This is a genomic window from Phreatobacter aquiterrae, assembly GCF_053471285.1.
The window spans coordinates 35,934-61,640 of the sequence record NZ_JBJPHW010000007.1 but is presented as its reverse complement, the minus strand read 5'-3'; the positions used below and the strand labels follow the sequence as shown (position 1 = coordinate 61,640).

Genomic DNA, 25,707 nt, shown 5'->3' with positions numbered 1-25,707 from the left:
GACCATGACCATCGCCCCTTCGCCGTCCGCCGCCGATGCGCTTCCCGCCATCAGGCACGACTATCTGCCGATTCTGCTGCCGATCGGGCTGGCCGCCGCGGCGCTGCCCTTCGTCGGCAATCCGACGACCTGGGTGACGCTGACGGTGGCGGCCCTCGCCATGGGCATGATGATCTTCGTCATCGCCTCGGGCCTCACCCTCGTTTTCGGCCTGATGGACGTGCTGAACTTTGGCCACGGCGCCTTCATCGCGGTTGGCGCCTATCTCGCCATGTCGGTCCTCCTCCTGCTGTCGGGCTGGGTGCAGGTGGATTCGCTCGGCTGGAACCTCATGGCGCTGGGCCTTGCCGTGACGGTCGCCATGATCGGCACCGGCGTGCTCGGCTGGGCCTTCGAGCGGATCATTGTCAAGCCGGTCTATGGCCAGCACCTCAAGCAGATCCTCATCACCATGGGCGGCCTCATCGTCGCCGAGCAGCTCATCCACGTCATCTGGGGGGGCGACCAGAAGGCTATGGCCCTGCCGACGGGACTGCGCGGCGCCATCGTCTTCGGCGATTTCGCCATCGAGAAGTTCCGTATCCTCGCGGTGGTCGTCGGCCTTGTCGTATTCGCCGCCATGATGATCGTTCTCAACCGCACCCGTATCGGCCTGCTCATCCGCGCCGGCGTCGAGAATGCGGAAATGGTGGAGGCGCTGGGCTATCGCATCCGCAGGCTTTTCGTCGGCGTCTTCGTGGCCGGCTCGGCGCTGGCGGGGCTCGGCGGCGTCATGTGGGCGCTCTATCGCGAGACGCTGACGGCGGCGATCGGCGGCGACGTCATGGTGCTGGTCTTCATCGTCATCATCATCGGAGGCCTCGGCTCGGTCGGGGGCTGCTTCATCGGCGCCATCCTGGTGGCGTTAATGGCGAACTACACCGCCTTCCTGCTGCCGAAGCTGGCGCTGGCCTCCAACATCCTCCTGATGGTGGCGATCCTGATGTGGCGGCCGCAGGGGCTCTACCCCGTGGCGAAGAGGTGAGGCCATGCTGAACACCCTTCTCTCGGGCGACTATCCGCGCAGCCGCATCCTCACGGGCGTCCTCCTCGCCATCCTCGTCGGGCTCGCCTTTGCACCCTTCCTGTTCTCGGGGGCTGCGGCCATCAACACCGCAGCGAAGGTTTGCATCTTCATCGTGCTGGTGGCGAGCTACGACCTCCTCCTCGGCTATACCGGCATCGTCTCCTTCGCCCACACCATGTTCTTCGGCATCGGTGGCTACGGCGTCGGGCTCGGCCTCTACGCCTTCGGCGCAAGCTGGGGCGTCATCGCGCTCGGCATCCTGCTGGCCCTCGTCGTCGGTGTCGTGCTCGCCTTCCTGATCGGGCTTCTGTCCCTGCGCGTGCGCGCGATCTTCTACGCCATGATCACGCTGGCGGTGGCCTCCGCCTTCCTGATCCTCGCCACGCAGTTCTCGGAAATCACGGGCGGCGAGGACGGCCGCTCCTTCTCCGTGCCGCCGGTGCTGCGCCCCGGTTTCCGCCTGCTGGAACAGCCCCTCTTCGGCACCGTGATCAACGGGCGCATCCTCGCCTACTATCTCGTCTTCGCCTCCGCCGTGACGCTGTTCCTCCTGGCGCTGCGTGTGGTCAACTCGCCCTTCGGCCGCGTGCTGCAGGCCATCCGCGAGAACGACATGCGGGCGGAGGCGCTGGGCTACCGCGTCGTCTACTATCGCACGGTCGCCAATTGCCTTGCGGCGGGCATGGCGGTGCTGGCCGGGGCGATGAGCGCGATCTGGCTGCGCTACACCGGCCCCGACACCACGCTCTCCTTCGCCATCATGCTCGACATCCTCCTGATGGTGGTGATCGGCGGCATGGGCACGCTCTACGGCGCCGTGGTGGGCGCGACGCTGTTCATCGTCGCGCAGAACTACCTGCAGAAGCTGATGGGCACGGCCTCGGCGGCGACAGAGGGCATTCCGCTCCTGCCGAAGCTGCTGCACCCGGACCGCTGGCTGCTGCTGCTCGGAATCCTCTTCGTCCTCAGCGTCTATTTCTTCCCCACCGGCATTGTCGGACGTCTGCGCGACAAGGGGCGCTGACGCGGGAACCGTTCCGCCGGATGCGGGTTTTCAGGTCATCCAACCGCGAGGAGGACCTGCCATGAACTGGGACCGTGTCGAAGGCAACTGGAAGCAGATCAAGGGCTCCATCAAGGAGCAATGGGGCAAGCTCACGGACGACGACCTCGACGTGATCGCCGGTCGCCGCGACCAGCTCGAAGGCAAGCTGCAGGAGCGCTACGGCTACGCCAAGGACCAGGCCAAGAACGAAATCGACCACTGGTTCAACGGTCGCACCTGGCTCCCCTGAGCCCATCATTCCCGAGAAGTCGGCGCCCGCCTGTTCAACAGCGGCTGCCTGGAGGCCCGTCCGGTTCAGCCGGGCGGGCCGTCCTCATTCTGACCGTTCCGGTGATGCTCCCTTAATCGTGATGTGAAAGCGACCGGCCCGAGGCTTGACGCAAGAATGATAAGTGATAGATTTTCAAAATCGTCACTGATCATACGTCAGGAACCATGACCGCACGGGCCCGCTTCACCGCCGACGAGACACGCGAGCGCATCCTCGTCGTCGCCGAGGAGCATTTCCGCCGCGTCGGCTACGGCAAGACGGCGATCGCCGACATCGCGACCGAGCTCGGCATGAGCCCGGCGAATGTCTATCGTTTCTTCCCCTCCAAGGCGGCGATCTGCGAGGAAATCGCGCGGCGGCTGCTTGAGAACTGTCATCAGATTCTGAGGCAGATCGCGGCCGATCGCACCGTCGCGCCGGAAGAGCGCCTCGCCCGGATGGCCATGGCCATCCATCAGTTCAACAAGGCGCAACTCTTCGACGAGAAGCGGCTCTACGACATGGTCGAGGCGGCCATGACCGAGAACTGGCATGTCGTGAAGGCGCATCTGGAAACGCTGGTCGGCCTGTTTGCCGAAGTGATCCGGGAGGGCATGGCATCAGGCGCCTTCGTGGTGCGCGATCCCATCGAGGCCGCCCTGTCATTCAAGCAGTGCCACGTCAGCGTCTTCCATCCCACCCTGATCGGCCATTGCGTGCTCGACAACGACCTCGACGAGCAGACGAGCCGCCTGACCCAATTCGCCATCCGTGCCCTGAAAGCGTGAGGACTGCCGCCATGTCCCCCTCCGTCGGCTCCCGTCTCCTTCCCCTCTTCACCATCGGCGTCCTGGCGCTGGGGCTCGCCGCCTGCACCGACGGCAATGCCCGCACCGACGCCAAGCCGGCGGATGCCGCACCGCGCGCCGTCCGCACCGAGACCGTGGCGTTCAAGCCGCAGATGCGTGAGCGCTCCTTCGTCGGCACCGTCCGGCCGCGCGTCGAGAGCGATCTCGGGTTCCGCCTTGCCGGCAAGATTTCCGAGCGGCTCGTCCAGCAGGGCCAGCGGGTCGAAAAGGGCCAGGCGCTCGCCCGCATCGACGGGGTGGACCTCGGGCTGCAGAAGCAGCAGGCCGAGGCCGAACTCGCCGCGGCCGAGGTGAACCTCGCCTCGTCGCTCGCTCAGGACAAGCGGACCCAGGATCTTCGTGCTGCAGGCTGGGCCACGCAGGCCACGCTCGAAACGCAGCTGGCCAAGACCGCCGATGCGCGCGGCCGGCTCGATCGCGCCAGGCGCGCCCTCGACCTCGCCGCCAATCAGCTGGCCTATGCGACGCTGGTCGCCGACAGCGACGGCATCGTCACCGCAACGCTGGCCGAGCCCGGCCAGGTGGTCGCGGCCGGCACGCCGGTTGTGCGTCTGGCACGTTCCGGCGAACGCGAGGCCGTGGTCGCCGTTCCCGAGGCGCTCATCGAGCGCGTGCGCGCCGGCGCCGCGACCGTCTCGCTCTGGTCGAACGCCGGCAAGACCTATCCCGCCGTGCTGCGCGAGATGGCGGCCTCCGCCGATGTCGCCACGCGGACCTTCCAGGCCCGTTTCACCATTCAAGACGCCGATGACGGCGTGGTCATCGGTATGACCGCGACCGTCACGGTTGGCGAGCCCGCGTCCGCCCGCGTGGCTCGCCTCCCCATCTCCGCGCTCTATTCGGAAGGGCGCGGCCCCTCGGTCTTCGTCGTCGACGAGGCCACCGGCAAGCTGACGCTGATGCCGGTCACGGTGGCCGGCTATGACGGCCGCGACGTCCTCATCGCCGGGGGCATCGCCGATGGCGACAAGGTCGTCACGCTCGGCGTCCACAAGCTCGACCCCAGCCAGCGCGTGCGCATCGTCACCGCCCCCTAATCACCACGGGGCGCCTTGAGCGGCGCCCCTTCCCTCATATCGCCGTTCGCCAGCCGTCCCTCCCGCGGAGCCCTCCGTCATGTCTTCCGCCCACGACCATCACGATCCCGCCCTGACGCGCGGCAACTGGTCCCACTGGGCGGTGACGCATCGCCCGCTGGTGCTGTTTGCCATTCTCCTGGTCATCATCGCCGGTACCATTTCCTACCTGCGGCTCGGCCAGGCGGAGGACCCTTCCTTCACGATCAAGGTTGCGACGATCACGGTGGCCTGGCCCGGCGCGACCGCCCGCGAGATGCAGGACCAGGTCGCCGAGCGCATCGAGAAGAAACTGCAGGAACTGCCCTATTTCGACCGGGCGCAGACCTATACCAAGCCGGGGTTCACCGCGATCCAGGTGTCGTTCCGCGACCAGACGCCGCCCCGCGAGGTGCCGCAGCTGTTCTATCAGCTGCGCAAGAAGCTGGACGATCTGAAGGCCGATCTGCCGAGCGGCCTGATCGGCCCGGCGGTCAATGACGAGTTCGGCGACGTCGACGCGGTGCTCTACACGTTGACCGGCGAAGGCACGACCTATGCTGATATCAAGCGCATCGCCGAGCGGCTGAAGAGCCGGATGCTGCGCGTGCCGAATGTCACCAAGGTCAATATCTACGGGGCGCAGGACGAGCGCATCTTCGTCGAGTTCAGCCATGCCAAGCTTGCGACGCTCGGTGTCACCGCCGCAACCATCTTCGACAGCCTGCAGAAGCAGAACGCCGTCGTACCCGCAGGCACGATCGACACGGGCGCGGCGCGCGTGCCGCTCAGGGTCACCGGCGCGCTCGACGGCGTGGCGGCGGTCGCGGCCATTCCCGTCGACGTCAACGGCCGCATCTTCCGGCTTGGCGACATCGCGACCATCACCCGCGGCTTCGTCGATCCGCCGACCTATCTGATCCGCCAGGAGGGGCAGGCTGCGCTGCTCGTCGGCGTCGTCATGCAGAAGGGCGCCAACATCACCGCCCTCGGCGAGGAACTGGAAAAGGCACGCGAGGAGTTCCGCGCCGAACTGCCCGCCGGCATCGAGATGGGGCAGATCGCCGACCAGCCCCATGTCGTTCGCGAGGCGGTCTCCGAATTCAAGACGTCGTTTGTCGAGGCGCTGGCCATCGTGCTGTTCGTCTCGTTCGTCTCGCTCGGTCTGCGCACCGGCGTCATCGTGGCACTGTCCGTGCCGCTCGTTCTCGCGGTCGTGTTCACGGTCATGTACCTGGCTGGCATCGACCTGCACCGCATCTCGCTCGGCGCCCTCATCATTGCGCTTGGGCTGCTGGTCGACGACGCGATCATCGCGGTCGAGATGATGGTGGTGAAGATGGAACAGGGCTGGGATCGCATCTCGGCGGCCGCCTTCGCATGGACCTCCACCGCCTTTCCGATGCTCACCGGCACGCTGGTCACCGCCATCGGCTTTCTGCCGGTGGGGCTCGCCAACTCATCGACGGGCGAATATGCCGGCTCGATCTTCTGGGTGGTGGGCCTGGCGCTGATCGTCTCGTGGTTCGTGGCGGTCCTGTTCACCCCCTATCTCGGCTCTGTCCTGCTGCCTGATTTCCACGCACTTGCCGAACGCAAGTACCAGCGGGCCGTCAAGCGTGCGGAAAAGCGCGGCAAGCCGATCCCGCCGAAACCCGACCATTCCGATCCGCACGCGCTCTACGCCACGCCGACCTACCAGCTTCTGCGCCGTGTGGTTCGCTGGTCGGTCGACCACAAGTTCGTCGTGGTCGCTGCGACGATCGGCATCTTCGCCGTCTCGGTGGCCGGCTTCACCCGGGTCCAGCAGCAGTTCTTCCCGGTATCGGGGCGTCTCGAGCTGTTCCTTGAAATGCGCATGCCGCAGGGCTCGTCCATCACCGCGTCGCTGGAGACGGCCAAGCGCGCCGAGGCGTTGCTCAAGGGCGATGACGATGTGCGCACCTACACCACCTATGTCGGCCAGGGCAGCCCGCGCTTCTGGCTCGGCCTCAACCCGCAGCTTCCGGACGAGTCCTTCTCCCAGATCGTCATCATGACGAAGAGCCTCGAAGCGCGCGAGCGGCTCAAGGCCAGGCTCGAGAAGGCGCTGGCCGACGGCGCCCTGTCGGAGGCGCGGGTGCGCGTCGACCGCTTCAGTTTCGGCCCGCCCGTCGGCTTCCCCGTGCAGTTCCGCGTTATCGGCAGCGAGCCTCAGGCGGTGCGCGAGCTGGCGGTCAAGGTGCGCGAGATCATGCGCGCCAACCGCTCAACGCGTGATCCGCATCTCGACTGGAACGAACAGTCGCCGTCGGTGCGCCTCGTCGTCGACCAGGACCGTGCCCGCGCGCTCGGCCTCAATGTCCAGGACGTCGCCCAGACACTGCAGACGCTGCTCAGCGGCGTGACCGTCACGACGTTGCGTGACCGCACTGAGAAGGTCGATATCGTCGCGCGCGCCGTTCCCGCCGAGCGCGTCGATCTCGGCCGCATCGGCGATCTGACCATCGTCGCCCGCGGCGGGGTGCCGGTGCCTCTGGCGCAGGTGGCGCGGATCGAGTTCGACCAGGAGGATCCGATCCTATGGAGGCGCAACCGCGAACTCTCCATCACGGTGCGCGCCGACGTGGTCGATGGCGTCCAGCCTGCGGTCGTGTCCGGTCAGGTGGAGGCCGCTCTGAAGGATCTGAAGGCGTCGCTCGCACCGGGCATGCGCATCGAGGTCGGCGGCGCGGTTGAGGAATCGGCCAAGGCGAATGCCTCGCTCGTGGTGCTGTATCCGGTCATGGCACTCGGCATGCTGACGGTGCTGATGATCCAGCTTCAGTCGTTCTCACGGCTTCTGCTGGTCTTCTCCACGGCGCCCCTGGGCGTTATCGGCGCGTCGCTCGCCCTCAACCTGCTCAACGCGCCATTCGGCTTCGTGGCGCTGCTCGGCCTCATCGCGCTCGCCGGCATGATCATGCGCAACACGGTGATCCTCGTTCAGCAGATCGATGAGAACGAGGCGGCCGGCCTGTCGCTCTACGACGCCATCATCGAGGCGACGGTGCATCGCTCGCGGCCGGTGGTGCTGACCGCCATGGCGGCGATCCTCGCCATGCTGCCGCTGGCGCGCTCGCTGTTCTGGGGGCCGATGGCGATCACCATCGCCGGCGGACTGTTCGCCGCGACGCTCCTCACCATCCTGTTCCTCCCGGCGCTCTATGCGCTCTGGTTCAAGGTGCGCCGGCCGCAGCTTGCGGCGGAGGAAACGCCGGCGGAAGGCGCCATGCCCGCGTCCCCGCTGCCGCTCGCCGCGGAATAGGAGCCCGTCAGGCCACCGTCTCGAACTCGGCGCGGGCAGCCGCGATGTCGGCCAGCGTCGGCAGCTTGGCCTCGTTGCCGAGATACTGGATCGCGTGAGCCGAGGCGGCGCGGGCGAAGCGAAAATGATCCTCCCAGGTCCCGTCAGGATGGGACAGATAGGCATAGCAATAGGCGCCGTGGAAGACGTCGCCAGCGCCGCTGGTATCGACGATGCGCGATGAGGGAACCGGCAGTGCCGGCAACTCCCGCCTCTCCGTCTTCTCGTCGATCCAGACCATGCCGCGCTCGCCGAGCGTCACCGCGCCGATCTTGCACCCCTTCGCGTGGAGATGGGTGAGCATCTCAGCGGGCGTCAGTTCCATCTGCTCGCAGAAGTTCTCTGCCACCACCGCGACGTCGATGAAGCCGAGCAGGTCCTGCGTGTTGGCCCGCACGCTGCCGCCGTCGAGCGAGGTGAGGATGCCCTTCTCGCGGCAGGCACGGGCATAGGCGATGGCGGCATCGGGCTGGTGACCATCGAGATGCAGCAGGCGACAGCCGTCGAGGTTCAGGCCCGGGAAGGGGTGCAGGTACTTGTCGTCGCGGGCGCGCAGGATGGCGCGCTTGCCGTTGTTGGGAATGACGAAGGAGAGCGAGGACCGCTTCACCGGGCGCGGGTGCAGGGAAATATCGTAGCGGGCGGCCATGTCGGAGAACATGTGGCCGAGCCAGTCATTGGCGAGCGAGGCGAGCAGGTCCGGCTTCACCCCGAGCTTGGCGCAGGCGAAAGCGGCGGTCACCGCGTTGCCGCCGAAGGAAACCGCATAGTCCTTGGCCACAGCCTTGTCGTCACCGGTGGGAATGGCATCCGCCAGCACCGTGACGTCGATATAGGTCTGCCCGATGAAGAGTGCGTCCATGGTTTCGCTTCCTTCGCCTTTTGGGGAAGGTGGGGGGCGCGGCAGGCGGTGTCCACCCCCAGTTCCAGTTCCATTGCGGCGGACAGGGCTTCAACCGGTGCAGGGCTTTGCGGACAATCCTGCGATTCCGGCCCCCCCGATGCCCGGATTCACCTGGACGGATGCCATCGCCGATGGCGATCCCTCAACCGTTCAAAGGAAGTCCTCCCGCCGCGGCGTGAAGGTGTCGACGAGTTCGCCGGCCTCCAGCGCCACCACGGAATGCACGGCGCCGGTCGGCACGATGAAGCTATCGCCTGCGGCCAGAACGGTCTTGCGATCGCCGATCGTCACCTCGAAACGGCCGGAGGCGACGAGCGTGCACTGGATGTGCGGATGGTGGTGGGGCGGGCCCACGGCGCCCTTCTCGAAGACGACGCGCACCATCATGACGCTGGCGTCGTGGGTCAGGATCTTGCGCCGCACGCCGCCGCCGAGATCGGACCAGGCGGTATCACGGTCGGTCAGGAAGATGTCGGTGCCGGGCGTCATCGCAGCGCGTCCATCGGCACCATGTCCATGTCGGTGAAGTCCTGGTTGTCGCCGCCCATGGCCCAGATGAAGGAATAGGAGGCTGTGCCGCAGCCGGAGTGGATCGACCATGGCGGCGAGATGATCGCCTGCTCGTTGGCGACAACGAGGTGACGTGTCTCCTCGGGCTCGCCCATCAGGTGGAAGACGCGGGCGTCGTCCTTCAGGTCGAAGTAGAGATAGGCCTCGCAGCGCCGGTCATGCACATGGCTCGGCATGGTGTTCCAGATGTTGCCGGGCCTGAGGGTCGTCAGGCCCATGACCAGTTGGCAGGACTGGACGCGGCCCGGGATGATGTACTGGCGCAGGGTGCGGGTATTGGCCTGGTCCTGGGCGCCGAGCTCGATGGTGTTCGCGTCGGCCTCGCGCACCAGCACCGTCGCGTGGCGGGCGTGGGCCGGCGTCGAGAAGAGATAGAACTTCGCAGGGTTCTTGATGTCGTCGGAGTGAAAGGCGACGTCAACCGTGCCCATGGCGACATAGAGCATGTCGCGCGGGTTCACCTCGAACGTCTCGCCGTCGCAGACGACGCGGCCGGGACCACCGACATTGCAGATGCCGAGTTCGCGGCGGGCGAGAAAGGTCGCCTGCCCGATGGTCGCCTTGTCGGTTTCGAGCTTCAAGGGTGACGTCACCGGCATGGCGCCGCCAATGACGATTCGGTCGACATGGCTGTAGGTCAGCTCCACGGCATCCGGTCGGAACAGGCTCTCGACCAGGAAATGGGAACGCAGCGCGGCGGTGTCGTAGTGCCTCGCGGCTTCCGGGTGCGAGGCCTGGCGGACGGCGATGGTCATGGCAAACCTTTCGGCAAACGGTCAGCGGAAGAGGGCGGGAAGCCAGAGGGAGAAGGCCGGCACGTAGGTGACCAGCAGCAGCACGGCGACGGAAGCGCCATAGAAGGGCCAGATGGTCTTCATCGCCTGGCCAATGGACACCTTGCCGATGGCGCAGGCGACGAACTGCACCGAACCCACCGGCGGGGTGTTGAGGCCGATGCCGGCGTTGAGGATGAGAATGACGCCGAAGTGAATCGGGTCGACGCCGAAGGCCTTGACCACCGGCAGCAGAATGGGGGTGAGGATGATGATCATCGGCGCCATGTCCATGAAGGTGCCGAGGAAGAGGAGGATCACGTTTATCAGCAGCAGCATCATGATGGGATCGTCGGTGATCGACTTCATGAAGGCGACGGTCTGGGCCGGCACCTGCAGGAAGGCCATGAGCCAGCCGAAGGCGGCGGCCGTGCCGATCACCAGCAGCACCATGGCGGTGGTGCGCACAGCACCCAGCGTCGCCTCGACAAAGCTGTCCCAGTTCAGCTGGCGATAGACGACGACGGTGATGAAGAAGGCATAGACGACGGCGATGCAGGAGCTCTCCGTCGCGGTGAAGACGCCGGAGCGCACGCCGCCGAAGATGATGCCGATCAGCAGAAGGCCGGGAATGGCGACGACCAGGGTCCGCGCCACCATGAGCCAGCCCGGGAAGGCCTCCGCTGGATAGCCGCGGCGGCGGGCGACGACATAGGCGGCGACCATCAGTGAGGCCGCCAGCATGAAGCCCGGCACGATGCCGGCGGTGAAGAGGTCGGCGATGGAGAGGTTTCCACCCGCCGCCAGCGAGTAGAGGATCATGTTGTGCGAGGGCGGGATCAGAAGCGCGATGATCGCCGCATTGGCGGTGACGTTGACCGCGTAGTCGGCGTCATAGCCGCGCTTCACCATCTGCGGGATCATCAGGCCGCCCACCGCCGAGGCATCGGCCACGGCCGAGCCCGAGATGCCGCCGAACAAGGTCGAGGTCAGCACGTTGACCTGCCCGAGGCCGCCGCGCAGGTGGCCGACGAGAGAGGCGGCAAAGGCGATGAGGCGCTCGGCGATGCCGCCGCGGATCATCAGGTCGCCGGAATAGATGAAGAAGGGAATCGCCATCATGGCGAAGGCGTTCATGCCGGAGTTCATCTGCTGGAAGATCACCACCGGCGGCACGTCCATGTAGAGGACGGTGGCGAGCGAGGCGACGCCGAGGCAGAAGGCGATCGGCATGCCGATCAGGAGAAGAATGGCGAAGGCGCCGAAGAGGATGAACAGCTCCATGGCTCAGATCTCGCCGATGCCCGGGCCGAGCGGCACGGCTGTCTCGTCGGTGCCGGTCAGCACCATCAGGATGCGCTCGATCGAGAAAAGCGTGATCAGCGCGCCGCCGACCGCCACCGGCACATAGTCCCAGCCCTGGCTGATGCCGATCATGGGCGTCAGCGCGCTCCAGGTGCCGATGGCGAGCTGGGAGCCATAGATCGTCATGGCGGCGCCGAAGAGGATGAGCAGGGCTTCGGTAACGAGCTTGAGGACGAAGCGCATCGGCGGCGGCGAGACGGCGAGGCCGATCTCGAAGCCGATATGGCCACGCTCGCGCACGCCCGTCGCCGAGCCGAGCAGGATGAACCAGCTCATCAGCAGCAGAACGGCGGGCTCGGTCCAGGTCGGGGTGTCGTTCAGGACGTAGCGGCCGAAGATGCTCCAGAAGACCAGCACCGTCATGATGACGAGACCGGAGCCGGCGACGAGGAGCGCCGCCCGGCTGAGGACGGCCGCAAGCGGACTGAGGCGGGAGAGGATGGCGTGCATCGCGCTGGAGGCTTCCCGGGAAACGGCGGGCAGGCGGCAAGGCCCGCCGCCTGAGGGGCGACGGACCTCACACGGGACGATGGTGTCAGGTCACGGCCTGGATGCGCGCGACGAGGTCCTTCATCGGTGCGCTGGTGACGAAGCGGTCGTAGACCGGCTTCATCGCGTCGATGAAGGGCTGCTTCTCCACCGTGTTGACCTGCGAGCCGCCGGCGCGGACCTTGGCCTCGGAGGCCTTCTCGCGGGCGTCCCAGAGTTCGCGCATCTTCGCGACCGATTCCTTGGCCGCCGCGCGGATGAGCGCCTGGTCGGCGGCGTTGAACTTGTCGAAGGAGCGCTTCGACATGACCAGCACCTCGGGGCTCAGCGAGTGCTCGGTGAGCGAGTAGAACTTCGCCACCTCGAAATGGCGGGTCGATTCATAGCTCGGCCAATTGTTCTCCGCGCCGTCGATGACCCCGGTCTGCAGGCTGGTATAGACCTCGCCGAAATTCATCGGCGTGGCGTTGGCGCCCAGCGCCTGGACGAGCGCGACGAACATGTCCGACTGCTGCACCCGGATCTTCATGCCGCGCATGTCGGCCGGCGTGCTGATCGCGCGCTTCGAGTTGTAGAAGGACCGCGAGCCGGAATCGTAGAAGGCAAGGCCGACGAGGCCATGCGGCGTGAAGTCGTTCAGGATCGAGTCGCCGATGGCACCGTCCATCACCTTCCGCATATGCACGACCGAACGGAAGATGAAGGGCAGGGAGGGCACGTTGGTCGAGGCGATGAGATTGTTGAACGGCGCCATATTGATGCGGTTCATGTCGATGACGCCGAAGCGCGTCTGCTCGATCGTGTCCTTCTCCTGGCCGAGCTGGGCGGAGTGGAAGACATTGATCTTGATGCGGCCGCTCGAGCGCTGCTCGAGCAACTGCCCCATGAATTTCACGGCCTCGATGGTCGGATAGCCGTCGGGGTGGATGTCGGTGGAGCGCAGCGTGACGGTGGCCTGGGCCGATGCGGAGCCGATGATGGCAGGGGTTGCGGCGAGCGCGCCGGCGGTGGACACGAAGGTGCGACGTGTCAGCATGGGTTTCCTCCCGGTCGAAACGAAGTTCCCTTCTTGAGGCGGGGAACGTGGCGATCGGAGCCCGCGAAATGCGGGCTTTCCGATCTCCTCCAACTCTAGTATGCACTTGTATGGAAGTTCAAGAGACAAAAATGGAACTCGCCGGACCTATGGTCGCCGCCTCTCCCGCACCGTCATCGTCGCGCATCCTCGGGAGCGCGGCCGCACGCGTCGAACGCGACCTGCGGGCCGACATCATCGACCTGACGATCCGCCCCGGCGAGAGACTGTCGGAGTCGGAGATCGCCGAGCGCTTCGGCGTCTCGCGCCAGCCGGTACGCGAAGCCTTCATCGCGCTGATGCGGCAGGGCCTCGTCGACGTGCAGCCGCAGCGCGGCACGGTGGTCGTCAAACTGTCGGTGCGACGGATGCTGGATGCGCGGTTCATTCGCGAGGCGATCGAGGTGGCCATCGTCCGGCGTGCCTGCGAGCGCTTCGATACGCATTACCGCGACCGCGCCGAGGCCCTGATCGCCGCGCAAGACAAGGCCGCGGCGGAGGGGGATCACCTGACCTTCCAGAAGCTCGACAGCCTCTTCCACATTGCCCTGGCGGAGGGCGCCGATTGCGCGGAGGCGTGGAGCGCGGTGGAGATGCAGAAGGCGCATATGGACCGCGTCTGCACACTGACCCTGCACTCCCCCGGGTCGATGGGGCCGCTGGTGGAGCAGCACCGGGATATCCTGCGCGCCATCGAGGACGGCGATGCCGATCGGGCGGTCGCCGCAATGAGCCACCACCTCAACGAGATTCTGCGCGCCGTCGCCGGATTGGAGCTGAAGTTCGCGGAACTCTTCGAATAGCTGCAAGCAGCGCCGCGATCAGCGGCCGAACAGACGCTGCTTCAGCGTCGGACGGGCCGATACGTTGAAACTGCCGGAGGGGATCGAGGATCCCCAGCTGCGCGGAGTGGGCGGAAGCGCCGGCACCCTACGTCCGAACAGGCGGTGAAACAGCGCGGCGCTGCCGAAGATGATGACGAGGCCGATGAGCCAGACCGCCGCAATGCTGGAAACGCCGAGCCCGTGTGCCCTGGCGGCGATCCAGGCGAAGGTGAAGGGCTCCGGCGGAAATCCGGGCACGGTGCCATAGCTCGACGCCCCGACGCCGACCGTGTCCACCACGGCGTAGGCGACGAAGGCGAAGACCGACCAGAAGGCGGCGCCGACCAGGGCTCCCCACCAGACGATCCGCGTCATCGCGTTATCCTCTCCAAAGCTCCGCCGGACAACCGACGGACCCCATGTGGGGTTCCCCCGCGGCGGCGCAAGGGAGATCAGCGGAACAGGCGGTCGAGGAAGCCGGTGCCGGGCTGGGGGCGGACGACGGCGCTGCGATCCTCGGCGTCCGTCAGGCGCTGCGGGCGGCGCTGGCCCCCCGGCTCAACCCGCGACATGGTCATGGGCTGGTCGAGCGTGTCGCCGGGCAGGATGCGTCCCGGCGCGTCGTAGGAGCGCCAGTTGCCCGGAAGATCGACGATGGACTGGCCGCGATGGGCCTCCGCCATAACCCGGTTCCAGACATCCACCGGCAGGCCGCCACCGGTGAGCCGACGCGTGGGCGTGCCGTCGTCGTTGCCGAGCCAGACGCCCGCGAGGAAGCGGCCCGTATAGCCGACGAACCAGCTGTCGCGGAACTCCTGGCTGGTGCCGGTCTTGCCAGCGACGATCCAGCCCGGAAGGCGGACCGTGCGGGCCGTTCCGGAGACCGTCGTCTGGTTCATCATGGCGTTCATCATGGCGACGTGGCGTGGTTCCACCACCTGGCCGTTGTTCATGGGGCGGCGCTCGAAGAGCACGCGGCCGCTGGTGGTCCGGATGCGCGTGATGACATGCGGTATGACGCCCGTTCCGCCATTGGCGAAGGGCGCATAGGCGCCGGTGAGCTCCAGGAGGTTCACCTCCGACGTGCCGAGTGCGATGGAGGGGTTGGCGGCCAGCGCCGAGCCGATGCCGAGCCGCTGCGCCGTGCGCACCACGTTGCGCGGCCCCGCTTCCTGGCCGAGCCGCACGGCGACCGTGTTGAGGGAGGAGGCGAGCGCCGTGGTCAGGCTGACCTCGCCGCGATAGTCGCGGGTGTAGTTTTCGGGACGCCATCCGGCGATCGAGACGGGCGAGTCGCTGCGCACGGTATCCGGGGTCAGGCCGCGTTCGAGGGCAGCGAGATAGACGAAGGGCTTGAAGGCCGAGCCCGGTTGCCGGCGGGCGGCGACCGCCCGGTTGAACTGGCTCTGCGCATAGTCGCGTCCGCCAACGAGGGCGCGCACCGCGCCGTCGCGATCAAGGACGACGACCGCTCCCTGGCCGACGCCATAGCGCTGGCCGCCACGGTTGAGGGCGTCGACGAGGGCGGCCTCGGCCGCCTGCTGCACAGGACCGACGATGGTCGTCTCGACCTTCAGGTCGGTCTCGACCTTGCCGACATAGTCATCGATGAGGTCCATGATCCAATCGGCGACATAGTTGATGGAGCCGCCGGGAATGGTGCGGCTCGCGTGGGCCGGGTTGCTGCGGGCGTTCCGCGCCTGCGCCTCGGTGATGTATCCCTGGTCGGCCATGGCCGCGAGAACGAGCTGTGCGCGCGCCTGCGCGGCCTCCGGATTGCGGGTGGGGGCGAGCCGCGAGGGCGCCTTGACGAGGCCGGCGATGACGGCGGCCTCCTGCAGCGTCAGGGCGGTCGCCGGCTTGTCGTAGTAGCGGCGAGCCGCGGCCTCGATGCCATAGGCGCCGGCACCGAAATAGACGCGGTTCAGGTAGAGTTCGAGGATCTGCTCCTTGGAGTAGTTGTGCTCCAGCCAGAGCGCGAGCAGCGCCTCCTGCACCTTGCGGCCGAGGGTCCGGTCCGGCGTCAGGAACAGGTTCTTGGCCAACTGTTGGCTGAGCGTCGAGCCGCCCTGATGCACACCCCTGTTGGTGAGGTTGGTGAACACGGCGCGGCCGAGACCGACGACGTCGATGCCGAAGTGCGAATGGAAACGCCGGTCCTCGATGGCGATGAGTGCCTGCGACACATGCCTTGGCAGACTCTTCAACTGCACGGCGGCGCCACCCGTGTCGCCGCGATTGGCGAGTTCGGTTCCATCGGCGGCGAGGATGGCGATGTTCGGCGGCCTCGGCGGTACCTCGAGCGTATGGGTCGGCGGCAGATGTGCCGCATACCAGGCAATGATGCCGGCGACGACGATCAGGCCCCAGATGGAGAGGGTCACGCCCCAGATGACCAGCCGGCCCAGGAACCCGCGGCGCTTGCGGCGGCGCGGCGGGTCATCGCGGTCACGTCGTGCTCCACGCTGCTGCCGTGCCTTCGCCACGTCCGCCTCCTCGACCGGCTCGGCGCGACGTGGCTTTGCCGGCCTTGGCGCTCGTGCGGGCGCCGCGACGCGCACCGAGGGCCGGTCCTCGGGCAAGGCGCGCAGGTCCATGCCTCCGCGCGCCGTGCCGAAGCTGGGTTCGATCCGATCGCCCTGTCCGCGTCGTCGCGCCATCGCTCCCTGAACGCCTGCCCTGTTCCCGCGCCTGATCCGCGCTTGTCCGGGGTAATCCCGGCGCAATGAAGGGTGGGTTAAGGCAAATGTGGGGGACTGGCTTCATCGATCCGCAAGGTTAACAGCGCCTCGAGTTTCGGTTGATTGAAATCAAAATGTAACCTTTGGTTGCAATGATCGGTTCATGGCCGAACCCTCTCATGCACCCGACAGTGCAGAAGCGCTTCGCGGAAGGGCTCGCGAGCCCCATGTCGATGTAGCCATCGTCAGCGCGTTCCTGGCGCGGGTGCGGACGCTGCGCGCGGTGATCGAATCCCATGTCGACACAATCGAGGACGGCACGAAGCTGGCTGTCCTGCGGGACCGGCTGCGGGCGGCCGAGAACCGCCTCGCGCGCCTGCGGGCCTTGCGGGAGGCGGCGGCAGGCACCGGCCTGGGTCCGGATGGTGGCCGCGCTGTCAGCGCGCCGCTTCATCCTCCAGGACACCTGTCAGCACCTTGCGGATCGCCGCCTGACGCTGGGCCGACTGGATCTTCGCCCCCATCAGGTCGGTGACGTAGAAAACGTCGACGGCCCGTTCGCCGAAGGTCGCGACATAGGCCGAGGCGATGTTGAGGCTGTGGCGAGACAGCGCCGCCGTCAGGTCGTGCAGGAGACCGGCGCGGTCGAGGCCGGAGACCTCGATGACCGTGTAGCGCGACGACCAGGTGTTGTTGATGGCGACATCCGGCGCGATGCGGAAGGTGCGCGAGCGGTTGCGCGCCGATGACTTCTTGGCCGCCGCCGCTACCGCCTCGCCGACCTTCATCTCGCCGCGCAGTGCCTTCTCGATCGCCTCGGCGATGCGCCTCGCCCGCCGCTCCTCGTCCTCGTCGCGCTCGAAGGCGCGGCCGATCGAGATGGTGTCGAGGGCAAGTCCGTCAGTGGTCGTGTAGATCTGCGCGCCGACGATGTTGGCGCCGGTCGCCGCGCAGGCTCCGGCGATGATCGACAGCAGGCGCGGGTGGTCGGGGGCGAGGACGGTCAGGTGGGTCACGCCCTGGCCGGCGATGAGGTCGACGCGGGTGGCAAGCGACAGGCCCTCCGCGGCCGCCGACTGGAGGAACCGTGCGTGCTCGATCTTGGTGGCGAGGTCCACCTTGAGCCAGTAGGCGGCGTAGTGACGGCCGATATAGGCCTCCAGCGTGTCGCCGGCGAGCGAGGGCAGCCGCTCCGGTGCGGCGCGGCGGAACTCCTCCTGCGCGATCTCGACGCGGCGCGAGCGGTTGACCTCTGAGAAGCCCCCCGTCACCACCGGTTCGGTCTCGTAGTAGAGCGTGCGCAGGAGCTGGCTCTTCCAGCCGTTCCACACGCCGGGGCCGACCGCCATGATGTCGGCCGTGGTGAGGATGAGCAGCAGCTTCATCCGCTCCAGCGACTGCACCACGTTGGCGAAGGTCTCGATGGTCTTGCGTTCGGCGAGGTCGCGCGACTGCGCGATTGTCGACATGACCAGATGCTGCTCCACCAGCCAGGCGACGGTCTCCGTCTCCAGAGCATTGAGGCCGAAGCGCGGGCAGAGCTTGCGGGCGATCTTCGCGCCGGCGGTCGAATGGTCCTCGGGGCGCCCCTTGGCGATGTCGTGCAGGAACAGCGTGACGTAGAGAAGCTCGCGGTTGCGCGGCTGGATCGTCTTGACGAGATCGGCGGCAAGACCGTCCTCTGGCTTGCCATCGTGCTCGATGCGGTGAAGCATGCCGATGCATCGCAGCAGATGCTCGTCGACCGTGTAGTGGTGATACATGTTGAACTGCATCATCGCCACGACGCGGCCGAAATCGGGAACGAAGCGGCCGAGAATGCCGGCCTCGTTCATCCGCCGGAGCACGATCTCCGGTGTGTTGGCCGAGGTGAGGATCGACAGGAAGAGCTGGTTCGCCGCGGGATCGTTGCGCAGCTTGTCATCGACGAGTTTAAGGGACCTGGTCAGCAGCCGGATGGCATCCGGGTGAAATGCGAGATTGTAGCGGTCAGCCAGCCAGAACATGCGGATGAGATTGACCGGGTCGCGCGCGAAGGCGCCGTCGTCGGCCACCGTGATGCGGTCGTGGTCGATCTGGAAGTCGGTGCTCTCCTTGAAGCCCCGCCGCGATTTCGGCCTCAGCCGCGCGATGAAGCGGTCGAGCACCGGGGCGGGCTTCTCGTGACGCTCCTCGAGTTCGGCGCAGAGGATGGCGGTGAGGTCGCCCACGTCCTTGGCGATGAGGAAGTAGTGCTTCATGAAGCGCTCGACATCGACGAGGCCGTTATGGCCGCGATAGCCGAGGCGCGGGGCAAGCTCGCGCTGAAGGTCGAAGGACAGGCGCTCTTCTGCGCGTTCGGTCAGGAAGTGCAGGTGGCAGCGGACCGTCCACAGGAAGGTCTCGCAACGCCGGAACATCTGCGCCTCGCGGCGGGTGAAGACGCCCTTCTTCGCCAGTTCCTCGTCGGTCTTCACCCGATAGGCGTAGCGGGCAATCCAGAACAGTGTGTGCAGGTCCCGGAGGCCACCCTTGCCGTCCTTGACATTGGGTTCGACGAGATAGCGTGACTGGCCGGTCTTGCGGTGGCGCTCGTCGCGCTCGGCGAGCTTGGCGGCGACGAAATCCGGCACCGTGCCCTTCACCACCTCGGCGTCGAAACGTTTCTCCAGTTCGGCGAAGAGCTGCGTGTCGCCGAGGATGTAACGCGCCTCAAGAAGGGTGGTGCGGATGGTGAAGTCGGTCCGCGCCTGGCGGATGCACTCGTCCACCGAGCGCGTCGCATGGCCGACCTTCAGCCCCATGTCCCAGAGGCAATAGAGCATGGCCTCGGCGACGCTTTCGCCCCAGGCCGTCTGCTTGTAGGGCAGGAGGAACAGGAGATCGATGTCGGAGCCGGGCGCCAGCATGCCGCGGCCATAGCCGCCGGTGGCGACGATCGTCATCCGCTCGCCGGAGGAAGGGTTCTCCGAAGGGTAGAGCTCATCGACGATCCAGCCGTAGAGCGCGCGGATGACATCGTCCTGGAACTGCGAGAGGGCTTCCGCGCAGGTGCGCCCGTCGATGCTGGCGATCAGCCGGTCCTCGGCCGTCCTGCGCGCCTCCGCGAGGCGTTTCTTCAGACGCTGGACCACCTCGGCACGGGCGTCCCGGTTGTTGCCGGCGACGACCGAGACGGCGGAGACGTCGCGGACGAGTTCGGCCGGGTCGATGAGCGGGCCGTGCACGACAGCCTGGCGCGGGAGGCGTGCGGCGGAGGGGGGCGAATCCATATGGGGCCTTCACTGGCGCGGGACGGCGGACCATACGCGGATCACCGGCGCGATGCGAGATGGGACGGATGAGCCATCAGCCGGCACGGCGGTCACGGCGGTCGTCCCCCGACCGGGGCTCAGAGGCCGGCGGCGCCGCCGTCGGCGCGCGGGTCGTGGGCGCCCGACAGTGACGTGTCGGTGTGCAGCGTGACGCCGCCAGCATGGCCCATCGTGTCGGAATAGGCCTCGCCGATCATGGCGGTCTGGTGCCCGAGCCGGTCGAGATCGCGCACCAGGCTCTCGTCGAAGCGGTCCTCGAAGCGCAGGCTGGTGACCGACGAACCCCAGGTGCGGCCGAGCAGCCAGCGCGGTGCGTCGAGGGCCTCTTCCAGTGGCATGCGGTGGCGGACGTGCCGCTCGAAGAGCTGCGCCTGCGTCTGCGGCTGGCCCTCGCCGCCCATGGTGCCATAGGCGAAGACGCGGCCGTCGGACAGTTGCGCCATTGCCGGGTTGAGGGTGTGGAACGGCCGGCGGCCGGGCTCCAGCGGATTGAGCGCCTTCGGATCGAGCGAGAAACTGGAGCCGCGGTTCTGCATCAGGAAGCCGGTGGATTTCGACACGCAGCCCGAGCCGAATTCCCAGTAGATCGACTGGATGTAGGACACGACGCATCCCTCCGAGTCCGCCGCGCCCATCCAGATCGTGTCGCCGGGGACGGGTTTGTGCGGCCAGGGCAAGGCGCGGTTCATGGCGATGGACTCCGCCTCGCGCTGCAGGGCCTCCTGCGTCAGGAAGGCGAGGGGATCGCCGTCCAGGCGGTCGAAATCAGTGACGTAACGGTCGCGCACCAGGAAGGAGCGCTTGGTCGCCTCGACGATGCGGTGGACGAAGGCGGATGTCTCCGGGTGGGCCGGCCCGTGCAGGGCCTCCAGCCGGTCGACGATGCCGAGGATCATCAGGGAGGCGAGGCCCTGCGTCGGCGGCGGCATGTTGTGCAGCGTGCCGAGCGAATGGGCGAGCGACAGAGGCGTGCGCTCGACGGCGTAGTAGGCCTGCAGGTCGGCGCGGGTGACTGGCGAGCCCATCTCCTCGAGGTCGCGGGCGAGTTCCCGCGAGATGTCGCCGCGATAGGCATCCTGAAACCCGGCGCGGGCGAGGTGCTCAAGCGTGTCGGCGAGGGCCGGCTGCTTCATCACCGCGCCTTCGGCAGGCGGCTTTCCCTCCGCGAGGAAAGTCTGGGCGAAGCCGGGGCAGTCCTTCAGTTCGTAGAGCTTGTCGACGGTGAGGCTCGCCTGCGATCGGCTGACGCGATAGCCCTCGCGCGCAGCGCGGATGGCCGGCTCCATCATGACCGCACGCGGCAGGGTGCCGCCGGAGGCCTTCGCCATGGCGTTGGCGAGGCGCCAGCCGCCGATGGCGCCGGGAACGGTGAGGGCGGCCTCAGGCCCGCGCGAGGGAATGTCGTAGTGGCCCTTGTCGAGGTAGGACCTGAGCGTTGCCCGCTCGCCGGCGAAGCCGCAGGCCTCGATGCCGTGGACGCGGCGGCTCGGCTGGTGGATGAGCCAGAAGCCGTCGCCGCCGACATGGGTCATGTGCGGATAGACGGCGGCGATGGTGGCGGCGGCGGCGATCATCGCCTCGATGGCATTGCCGCCTTCCGCGAGGATCTGCCGGCCGGCCTCCGCCGCCGCCGCGTGCGGTGCGGCAACCACTCCGCGCGAGAAGGGTCCTCTGGCCATGCGATTCATCCTCCGGTGCGACGGAAGGATACCGGAGCGGCGCGCCGGCCGTAACCTGTCATTCCGTCTCGGCCGATCTGCGGCGGCCGGCGATCAGATCGCCATGCTCTTGTGCAGGGCGTCGCGGTCGACCTCGCCCTTAAGGCCCTGAACCACCACGCGCCCGCGCTCCATCACGTAGAACCGGTCGCCGAGCTGTTCGGCGAAGTCGAGATACTGCTCCACCAGCAGGATGCCGATGTCGCCCTTCTGCCGCAGATAGTCGATGGCCCGGCCGATGTCCTTGATGATCGAGGGCTGGATGCCCTCCGTCGGCTCGTCGAGCACGATGAGGCGCGGGCGGGTGACCAGCGCCCTGCCGATGGCGAGTTGCTGCTGCTGGCCACCGGACAGGTCGCCGCCGCGTCGTCCCAGCATGTCCTTCAGCACCGGGAAGAGCGAGAAAATGTCGTCGGGGATGGTGCGGTCGGCGCGCCTGAGGGGCGCGAAGCCGGTCTCCAGGTTCTCCTTCACCGTCAGCAGCGGGAAGATCTCGCGGCCCTGCGGCACATAGGCGATGCCGCGGCGGGCGCGCTCGAAAGGCGGCATGCGGGTGATGTCGCGGCCCTCCCACAGGATCTCTCCGCCCGAAATGGGCTGGTGGCCGATGATGGCGCGCATCAGGGAGGTCTTGCCGACACCGTTGCGGCCGAGGACGCAGGTGACCTTCCCCGGCTCGACGACGATGGAGACCTCGCGCAGGGCCTGTGCTGCGCCGTAGTGGAGATCGACGTTCTTCACCTCGAGCATGGCTCAGCGTCCCAGATAGACTTCGATGACGCGCTCGTCGGAACTCACCTGGTCGAGCGTTCCCTCGGCCAGCACCGATCCCTCGTGCAGGCAGGTGACCTTGACGCCGAGGTCGCGGATGAAGCCCATGTCGTGCTCAACCACGACGACGGAATGCGTCGTCGCGATCTCCCTGAGGAGGTCTGCGGTGGCCGCCGTCTCGACATCGGTCATGCCGGCCGCCGGCTCGTCGACGAGGAGAAGCTTGGGGTCCTGCGCCAGAAGCATGCCGATCTCCAGCCACTGCTTCTGGCCGTGGGACAGGTCGCCGGCGAGGCGCTTCCTGTCATCTCCCAGCCTGACGATGCCGAGGAGTTCGTCGACCCGCCGCCAGATCTCGGCGGAATGGCGGGAGAACAGCGTGCCGAAGACGGTCCGGTCGGCCTTCACCGCCATCTCGATGTTGTCCTCGACCGTGTGCATCTCGAAGACGGTCGGCTTCTGGAACTTGCGACCGATGCCGAGATTGGCGATGGCCGTCTCGTCGAGCTGCGTCAGGTCGATGCTGCCGTCGAAGATGACGTCGCCGATGTCGGGTTTCGTCTTGCCGGTGATGATGTCCATCATCGTGGTCTTGCCGGCGCCGTTCGGGCCGATGATGGCGCGCATCTCGCCCGGCGCGATGATCAGCGACAGGTTGTTGATGGCGCGGAAGCCGTCGAAGCTCACCGAGACGCCGTCGAGATAGAGCAGCGACTGGGTGACGACCTGCGGCCGTTCGATGGCCTGCACCGGTTCGGCGGGCAGCTGGGTTTCCATAGGGTCGATCAGCATCAGTCCCATCCTTACTCCGCCGGCTGCTGCGCGGCCGCCGGCGCAGGCGGTTCCGGCGTCCGCCGGCGCGACCGCCACCATTCGGTGAAGGTGCCGACGATGCCCTTCGGCAGGAACAGCGTGACGAAGATGAACAGGCCACCGAGGGCGAAGAGCCAGCCCTGCGGGAAGGCGCCGGTGAACCAGCTCTTGGCGAAATTGACGAGGCCCGCGCCGAGGGCCGCTCCGACCAGCGTCCCGCGGCCACCGACGGCGACCCAGACGATGGTCTCGATGGAGTTGGCGGGCGAGAATTCGCTGGGGTTGATGATGCCGACCTGCGGCACGTAAAGGGCTCCCGCAATGCCGGCCATGATGGCCGAAACGGTCCAGACGAAGAGCTTGAAGTTCTCCACCCGGTAGCCGAGGAAGCGGGTGCGCGCCTCGGCGTCGCGGATGGCGATGAGAATCTTGCCGGCCTTCGAGGTGACGATGGCGCGGGCGACGAGATAGCCCGTCATCAGGGCCAGCACCGACAGCGAGAACAGCACCGCGCGGGTCACCTGGCTCTGGATGTTGAAGCCGAGGATGTCCTTGAAGTCGGTCAGGCCGTTGTTGCCGCCGAAGCCCATATCGTTGCGGAAGAAGGCGAGCATCAGCGCGTAGGTCAGCGCCTGGGTGATGATGGAGAGATAGACTCCGGTAACGCGCGAGCGGAAGGCGAACCAACCGAAGACGAAGGCGAGCAGGCCCGGCACCAGCGCCACCATCAGCATGGCGTAGGGAAAGGACGAGAATCCCCACCAGGTGAAGGGCAATTCCTTCCAGTTCAGGAAGACCATGAAGTCGGGGAGGGTCGGATGCGAATAGACGCCGCGCGGCCCGATCTGCCGCATCAGGTACATGCCCATGGCGTAGCCGCCGAGCGCGAAGAAGGCGCCGTGGCCGAGCGAGAGGATGCCGCAGTAGCCCCAGACGAGATCGACCGCGAGCGCCAGCAGGGCATAGGTCATGTACTTGCCCCACAGGCCGACCGCCGTGTTCGACACATGGAACATCGAGCCCGGCGGCACGGCGAGATTCAGCACCGGCACCAGCACGGCGGCGATACCGAGCAGGACGAGGAAGATCCAGCCGGCGCGGTCGATCTTCTCGAAGAGGAACCGGGTGAGCATCATTCCACCGCCCGGCCCTTGAGGGCGAAGAGGCCCCGGGGACGCTTCTGGATGAACAGGATGATGAAGACGAGAAGCAGAATCTTGCCCAGCACCGCGCCGGCATAGGGTTCGAGAAACTTGTTGGCGATGCCGAGCGTCATGGCGCCGACCAGCGTTCCCCAGAGATTGCCGACCCCGCCGAAGACCACGACCATGAATGAGTCGATGATGTAGCCCTGCCCGAGGTTTGGCGAGACGTTATCGATCTGGCTGAGCGCCACGCCGGCAAGGCCCGCGATCCCCGAGCCGAGGCCGAAGGTGAAGGCATCGACCCAGTTGGTGCGGATGCCCATGGCGCCCGCCATGCGGCGGTTCTGCGTGACGGCGCGGGTCTGCAGGCCGAAGGGCGTGCGCTTCAGGAACAGGAGCAGCGCGGCGAAGACGAGCGCCGCAAAGACGATGATGGCGAGGCGGTTGGCGGTGATCGCGAGATGCCCGATCTCGAAGGAGCCCGACATCCAGGACGGCGTCGTCACCTCGCGGTTGGTCGGTCCGAACCAGGAGCGGACCGCCTGCTGCAGCACGAGGCTGACGCCCCAGGTGGCGAGCAGCGTCTCGAGGGCGCGGCCGTAGAGGTGGCGAATGATGAGCCGTTCGATGGCGACGCCGATGGCGCCGGCAACGAGGAAGGCCATGGGCAGGGCGATGAAGAGCGAGGCGTCCATCAGTCCCGGCGCGACGGAGCGGATCGCCTGCTGCACGACGAAGGTCGTGTAGGCGCCGATCATCACCATCTCGCCGTGGGCCATGTTGATGACGCCCATGACGCCGAAGGTGATGGCAAGGCCGATGGCGGCGAGCAGCAGCACCGAGCCGAGCGAGAGGCCGTACCAGACGTTCTGCCCGGCCTCCCAGACCGCAAGAGTCCTACGGATGCCGACGGCGGCGCTTTCGGCGGCCTCGCGCACCCGCGCGGGCGCGTCCGCCGGCAGCGATCCCAGCATGGCGAGCGCATCCTGGTCGCCGCGTCGCTGGATGATGCCGATGGCGGCGATGCGGTCAGCCTCTGCGGCCTGCGGATTGGCGACCAGGATGGCGGCGCGCGCCTCCTCCATCAGCTTCCGGATGCGGGGATCGCGCTCCTGGCCGATGGCGGCCTCCAGGGCGGGCAGTGCGGTGCCGTCACGCGACTTGAAGACGGCCTCGGCGGCGCTGATGCGGCGGGACGCATCGGGGTGGAGAAGGGAGAGCGCGCCGACGGCGGCCTCGATGGCGCGCCGGACATTGTTGTTGAGGCGCACCGGGCGAGTCGTGCCGACTTCTGCGACCGGATCGCCGGTGACGGCCGAGACGAACGAACCGTCGGGGCGGCGGATGAAGACCGTGCGGTCGGCGGGGCGATAGACGAGCCGGCTGTCGCGCAGAGCCTCGATGACGGGCGCGGCCCGCGGGGAGCCGGATGTCGCGAGACCGTTCACCGCGCCAGCAATGTCGTTGAAGGTCTCGGTGGCAAAGCGCTGGATGAGGGGCGATGCGTCCTGCGCCCTGGCGGGAAACGCGAGGAGAAGAAGCGATAGAACGGCCAGGAGAAGGGCGGACGCCATGCGCTTTGCGCAGTCGCCCGAGGTCCTGATGCTCCGGTCGGCCATGGATGCGGCGGTCAAGCTCTGTCCTCGTTCCGAAGC

At 67.1% G+C, this 25,707-nt stretch carries 21 protein-coding genes; 7 read left to right on the top strand and 14 right to left on the bottom strand.

The window, feature by feature from the left end; all coding sequences use genetic code 11:
• Positions 1–4: 4 nt before the first annotated feature.
• From ACJ4V0_RS12170 to ACJ4V0_RS12145, 6 genes are all read left to right on the top strand, one after another.
• A complete protein-coding gene (locus ACJ4V0_RS12170; RefSeq protein WP_448299841.1) occupies positions 5–1,024 on the top strand; it encodes a branched-chain amino acid ABC transporter permease in 1,020 nt (339 codons plus the stop codon).
• A 4-nt stretch (positions 1,025–1,028) separates the two neighbouring features.
• Complete coding sequence (locus ACJ4V0_RS12165; protein WP_448299840.1) at positions 1,029–2,090, top strand: branched-chain amino acid ABC transporter permease; 1,062 nt, start codon at positions 1,029–1,031, stop codon at positions 2,088–2,090.
• Between the two features lie 61 nt (positions 2,091–2,151).
• Entirely contained in the window at positions 2,152–2,361 is a 210-nt protein-coding gene (locus ACJ4V0_RS12160) for a CsbD family protein (protein WP_448299839.1), read from the top strand.
• Positions 2,362–2,567: 206 nt separating this feature from the next.
• A complete protein-coding gene (locus ACJ4V0_RS12155) occupies positions 2,568–3,170 on the top strand; it encodes a TetR/AcrR family transcriptional regulator (RefSeq protein WP_448299838.1) in 603 nt (200 codons plus the stop codon).
• A gap of 11 nt (positions 3,171–3,181) precedes the next feature.
• Complete coding sequence (locus tag ACJ4V0_RS12150) at positions 3,182–4,288, top strand: efflux RND transporter periplasmic adaptor subunit (RefSeq protein WP_448299837.1); 1,107 nt, start codon at positions 3,182–3,184, stop codon at positions 4,286–4,288.
• Between the two features lie 112 nt (positions 4,289–4,400).
• Positions 4,401–7,592, top strand: a complete 3,192-nt coding sequence (locus ACJ4V0_RS12145) for an efflux RND transporter permease subunit (protein ID WP_448300027.1) — start codon at positions 4,401–4,403, stop codon at positions 7,590–7,592.
• Between the two features lie 7 nt (positions 7,593–7,599).
• Here ACJ4V0_RS12145 and ACJ4V0_RS12140 read toward each other — a convergent pair whose 3' ends face one another.
• From ACJ4V0_RS12140 to ACJ4V0_RS12115, 6 genes are all read right to left on the bottom strand, one after another.
• Positions 7,600–8,493, bottom strand: a complete 894-nt coding sequence (locus ACJ4V0_RS12140) for a sugar kinase (protein ID WP_448299836.1) — start codon at positions 8,491–8,493, stop codon at positions 7,600–7,602.
• A gap of 192 nt (positions 8,494–8,685) precedes the next feature.
• Positions 8,686–9,024, bottom strand: a complete 339-nt coding sequence (locus ACJ4V0_RS12135; protein ID WP_448299835.1) for a cupin domain-containing protein — start codon at positions 9,022–9,024, stop codon at positions 8,686–8,688.
• On the bottom strand, positions 9,021–9,860 hold the full coding sequence (kduI, locus tag ACJ4V0_RS12130) for a 5-dehydro-4-deoxy-D-glucuronate isomerase (protein WP_448299834.1): 840 nt from the start codon (positions 9,858–9,860) through the stop codon (positions 9,021–9,023). Before kduI ends, ACJ4V0_RS12135 begins: the two co-directional genes overlap by 4 nt.
• Before the next feature lie 21 nt (positions 9,861–9,881).
• Entirely contained in the window at positions 9,882–11,162 is a 1,281-nt protein-coding gene (locus ACJ4V0_RS12125; RefSeq protein ID WP_448299833.1) for a TRAP transporter large permease, read from the bottom strand.
• A 3-nt stretch (positions 11,163–11,165) separates the two neighbouring features.
• Positions 11,166–11,693, bottom strand: a complete 528-nt coding sequence (locus ACJ4V0_RS12120; protein WP_448299832.1) for a TRAP transporter small permease — start codon at positions 11,691–11,693, stop codon at positions 11,166–11,168.
• Between the two features lie 85 nt (positions 11,694–11,778).
• On the bottom strand, positions 11,779–12,768 hold the full coding sequence (locus ACJ4V0_RS12115) for a TRAP transporter substrate-binding protein (RefSeq protein ID WP_448299831.1): 990 nt from the start codon (positions 12,766–12,768) through the stop codon (positions 11,779–11,781).
• 131 nt (positions 12,769–12,899) lie between these two features.
• Here ACJ4V0_RS12115 and ACJ4V0_RS12110 point away from each other — a divergent pair, with 131 nt between their 5' ends.
• Positions 12,900–13,610: a GntR family transcriptional regulator gene (locus tag ACJ4V0_RS12110; RefSeq protein WP_448299830.1), complete on the top strand. Its 711-nt coding sequence runs from the start codon at positions 12,900–12,902 to the stop codon at positions 13,608–13,610.
• 18 nt (positions 13,611–13,628) lie between these two features.
• Here the strand turns inward: ACJ4V0_RS12110 and ACJ4V0_RS12105 are convergent, their stop codons facing one another.
• From ACJ4V0_RS12105 to urtB, 8 genes are all read right to left on the bottom strand, one after another.
• Entirely contained in the window at positions 13,629–14,006 is a 378-nt protein-coding gene (locus ACJ4V0_RS12105; protein ID WP_448299829.1) for a hypothetical protein, read from the bottom strand.
• A 77-nt stretch (positions 14,007–14,083) separates the two neighbouring features.
• Entirely contained in the window at positions 14,084–16,291 is a 2,208-nt protein-coding gene (locus ACJ4V0_RS12100) for a transglycosylase domain-containing protein (protein WP_448299828.1), read from the bottom strand.
• Positions 16,292–16,749: 458 nt separating this feature from the next.
• Positions 16,750–19,563 carry a [protein-PII] uridylyltransferase gene (locus ACJ4V0_RS12095; RefSeq protein WP_448299827.1) on the bottom strand — a complete coding sequence of 938 codons (2,814 nt, stop codon included), beginning with the start codon at positions 19,561–19,563 and terminating at the stop codon, positions 16,750–16,752.
• Between the two features lie 119 nt (positions 19,564–19,682).
• Positions 19,683–21,284 carry a gamma-glutamyltransferase family protein gene (locus tag ACJ4V0_RS12090; RefSeq protein WP_448299826.1) on the bottom strand — a complete coding sequence of 534 codons (1,602 nt, stop codon included), beginning with the start codon at positions 21,282–21,284 and terminating at the stop codon, positions 19,683–19,685.
• 93 nt (positions 21,285–21,377) lie between these two features.
• Complete coding sequence (gene urtE / locus ACJ4V0_RS12085; protein WP_448299825.1) at positions 21,378–22,073, bottom strand: urea ABC transporter ATP-binding subunit UrtE; 696 nt, start codon at positions 22,071–22,073, stop codon at positions 21,378–21,380.
• 3 nt (positions 22,074–22,076) lie between these two features.
• On the bottom strand, positions 22,077–22,871 hold the full coding sequence (gene urtD / locus ACJ4V0_RS12080; RefSeq protein ID WP_448300026.1) for an urea ABC transporter ATP-binding protein UrtD: 795 nt from the start codon (positions 22,869–22,871) through the stop codon (positions 22,077–22,079).
• A gap of 26 nt (positions 22,872–22,897) precedes the next feature.
• Positions 22,898–24,040 (bottom strand): urea ABC transporter permease subunit UrtC, encoded by a 1,143-nt coding sequence (gene urtC, locus ACJ4V0_RS12075; protein ID WP_448300025.1) that lies wholly within the window; start codon positions 24,038–24,040, stop codon positions 22,898–22,900.
• Entirely contained in the window at positions 24,040–25,626 is a 1,587-nt protein-coding gene (urtB, locus tag ACJ4V0_RS12070; protein ID WP_448300024.1) for an urea ABC transporter permease subunit UrtB, read from the bottom strand. Before urtB ends, urtC begins: the two co-directional genes overlap by 1 nt.
• Between the last annotated feature and the right edge of the window lie 81 nt (positions 25,627–25,707).

Coding starts and splice junctions, on each gene's coding strand:
- ACJ4V0_RS12110 (WP_448299830.1), top strand. CDS start 12,900: ATGGAACTCGCCGGACCTATGGTCGCCGCCTCTCCCGCACCGTCATCG.
- ACJ4V0_RS12160 (WP_448299839.1), top strand. CDS start 2,152: ATGAACTGGGACCGTGTCGAAGGCAACTGGAAGCAGATCAAGGGCTCC.
- ACJ4V0_RS12150 (WP_448299837.1), top strand. CDS start 3,182: ATGTCCCCCTCCGTCGGCTCCCGTCTCCTTCCCCTCTTCACCATCGGC.
- ACJ4V0_RS12155 (WP_448299838.1), top strand. CDS start 2,568: ATGACCGCACGGGCCCGCTTCACCGCCGACGAGACACGCGAGCGCATC.
- urtD (WP_448300026.1), bottom strand. CDS start 22,871: ATGGAAACCCAGCTGCCCGCCGAACCGGTGCAGGCCATCGAACGGCCG.
- ACJ4V0_RS12105 (WP_448299829.1), bottom strand. CDS start 14,006: ATGACGCGGATCGTCTGGTGGGGAGCCCTGGTCGGCGCCGCCTTCTGG.
- urtC (WP_448300025.1), bottom strand. CDS start 24,040: ATGCTCACCCGGTTCCTCTTCGAGAAGATCGACCGCGCCGGCTGGATC.
- ACJ4V0_RS12165 (WP_448299840.1), top strand. CDS start 1,029: ATGCTGAACACCCTTCTCTCGGGCGACTATCCGCGCAGCCGCATCCTC.
- ACJ4V0_RS12135 (WP_448299835.1), bottom strand. CDS start 9,024: ATGACGCCCGGCACCGACATCTTCCTGACCGACCGTGATACCGCCTGG.
- ACJ4V0_RS12120 (WP_448299832.1), bottom strand. CDS start 11,693: ATGCACGCCATCCTCTCCCGCCTCAGTCCGCTTGCGGCCGTCCTCAGC.
- urtE (WP_448299825.1), bottom strand. CDS start 22,073: ATGCTCGAGGTGAAGAACGTCGATCTCCACTACGGCGCAGCACAGGCC.
- ACJ4V0_RS12090 (WP_448299826.1), bottom strand. CDS start 21,284: ATGGCCAGAGGACCCTTCTCGCGCGGAGTGGTTGCCGCACCGCACGCG.
- ACJ4V0_RS12115 (WP_448299831.1), bottom strand. CDS start 12,768: ATGCTGACACGTCGCACCTTCGTGTCCACCGCCGGCGCGCTCGCCGCA.
- ACJ4V0_RS12095 (WP_448299827.1), bottom strand. CDS start 19,563: ATGGATTCGCCCCCCTCCGCCGCACGCCTCCCGCGCCAGGCTGTCGTG.
- ACJ4V0_RS12170 (WP_448299841.1), top strand. CDS start 5: ATGACCATCGCCCCTTCGCCGTCCGCCGCCGATGCGCTTCCCGCCATC.
- kduI (WP_448299834.1), bottom strand. CDS start 9,860: ATGACCATCGCCGTCCGCCAGGCCTCGCACCCGGAAGCCGCGAGGCAC.
- ACJ4V0_RS12125 (WP_448299833.1), bottom strand. CDS start 11,162: ATGGAGCTGTTCATCCTCTTCGGCGCCTTCGCCATTCTTCTCCTGATC.
- ACJ4V0_RS12100 (WP_448299828.1), bottom strand. CDS start 16,291: ATGGCGCGACGACGCGGACAGGGCGATCGGATCGAACCCAGCTTCGGC.
- ACJ4V0_RS12140 (WP_448299836.1), bottom strand. CDS start 8,493: ATGGACGCACTCTTCATCGGGCAGACCTATATCGACGTCACGGTGCTG.
- urtB (WP_448300024.1), bottom strand. CDS start 25,626: ATGGCGTCCGCCCTTCTCCTGGCCGTTCTATCGCTTCTTCTCCTCGCG.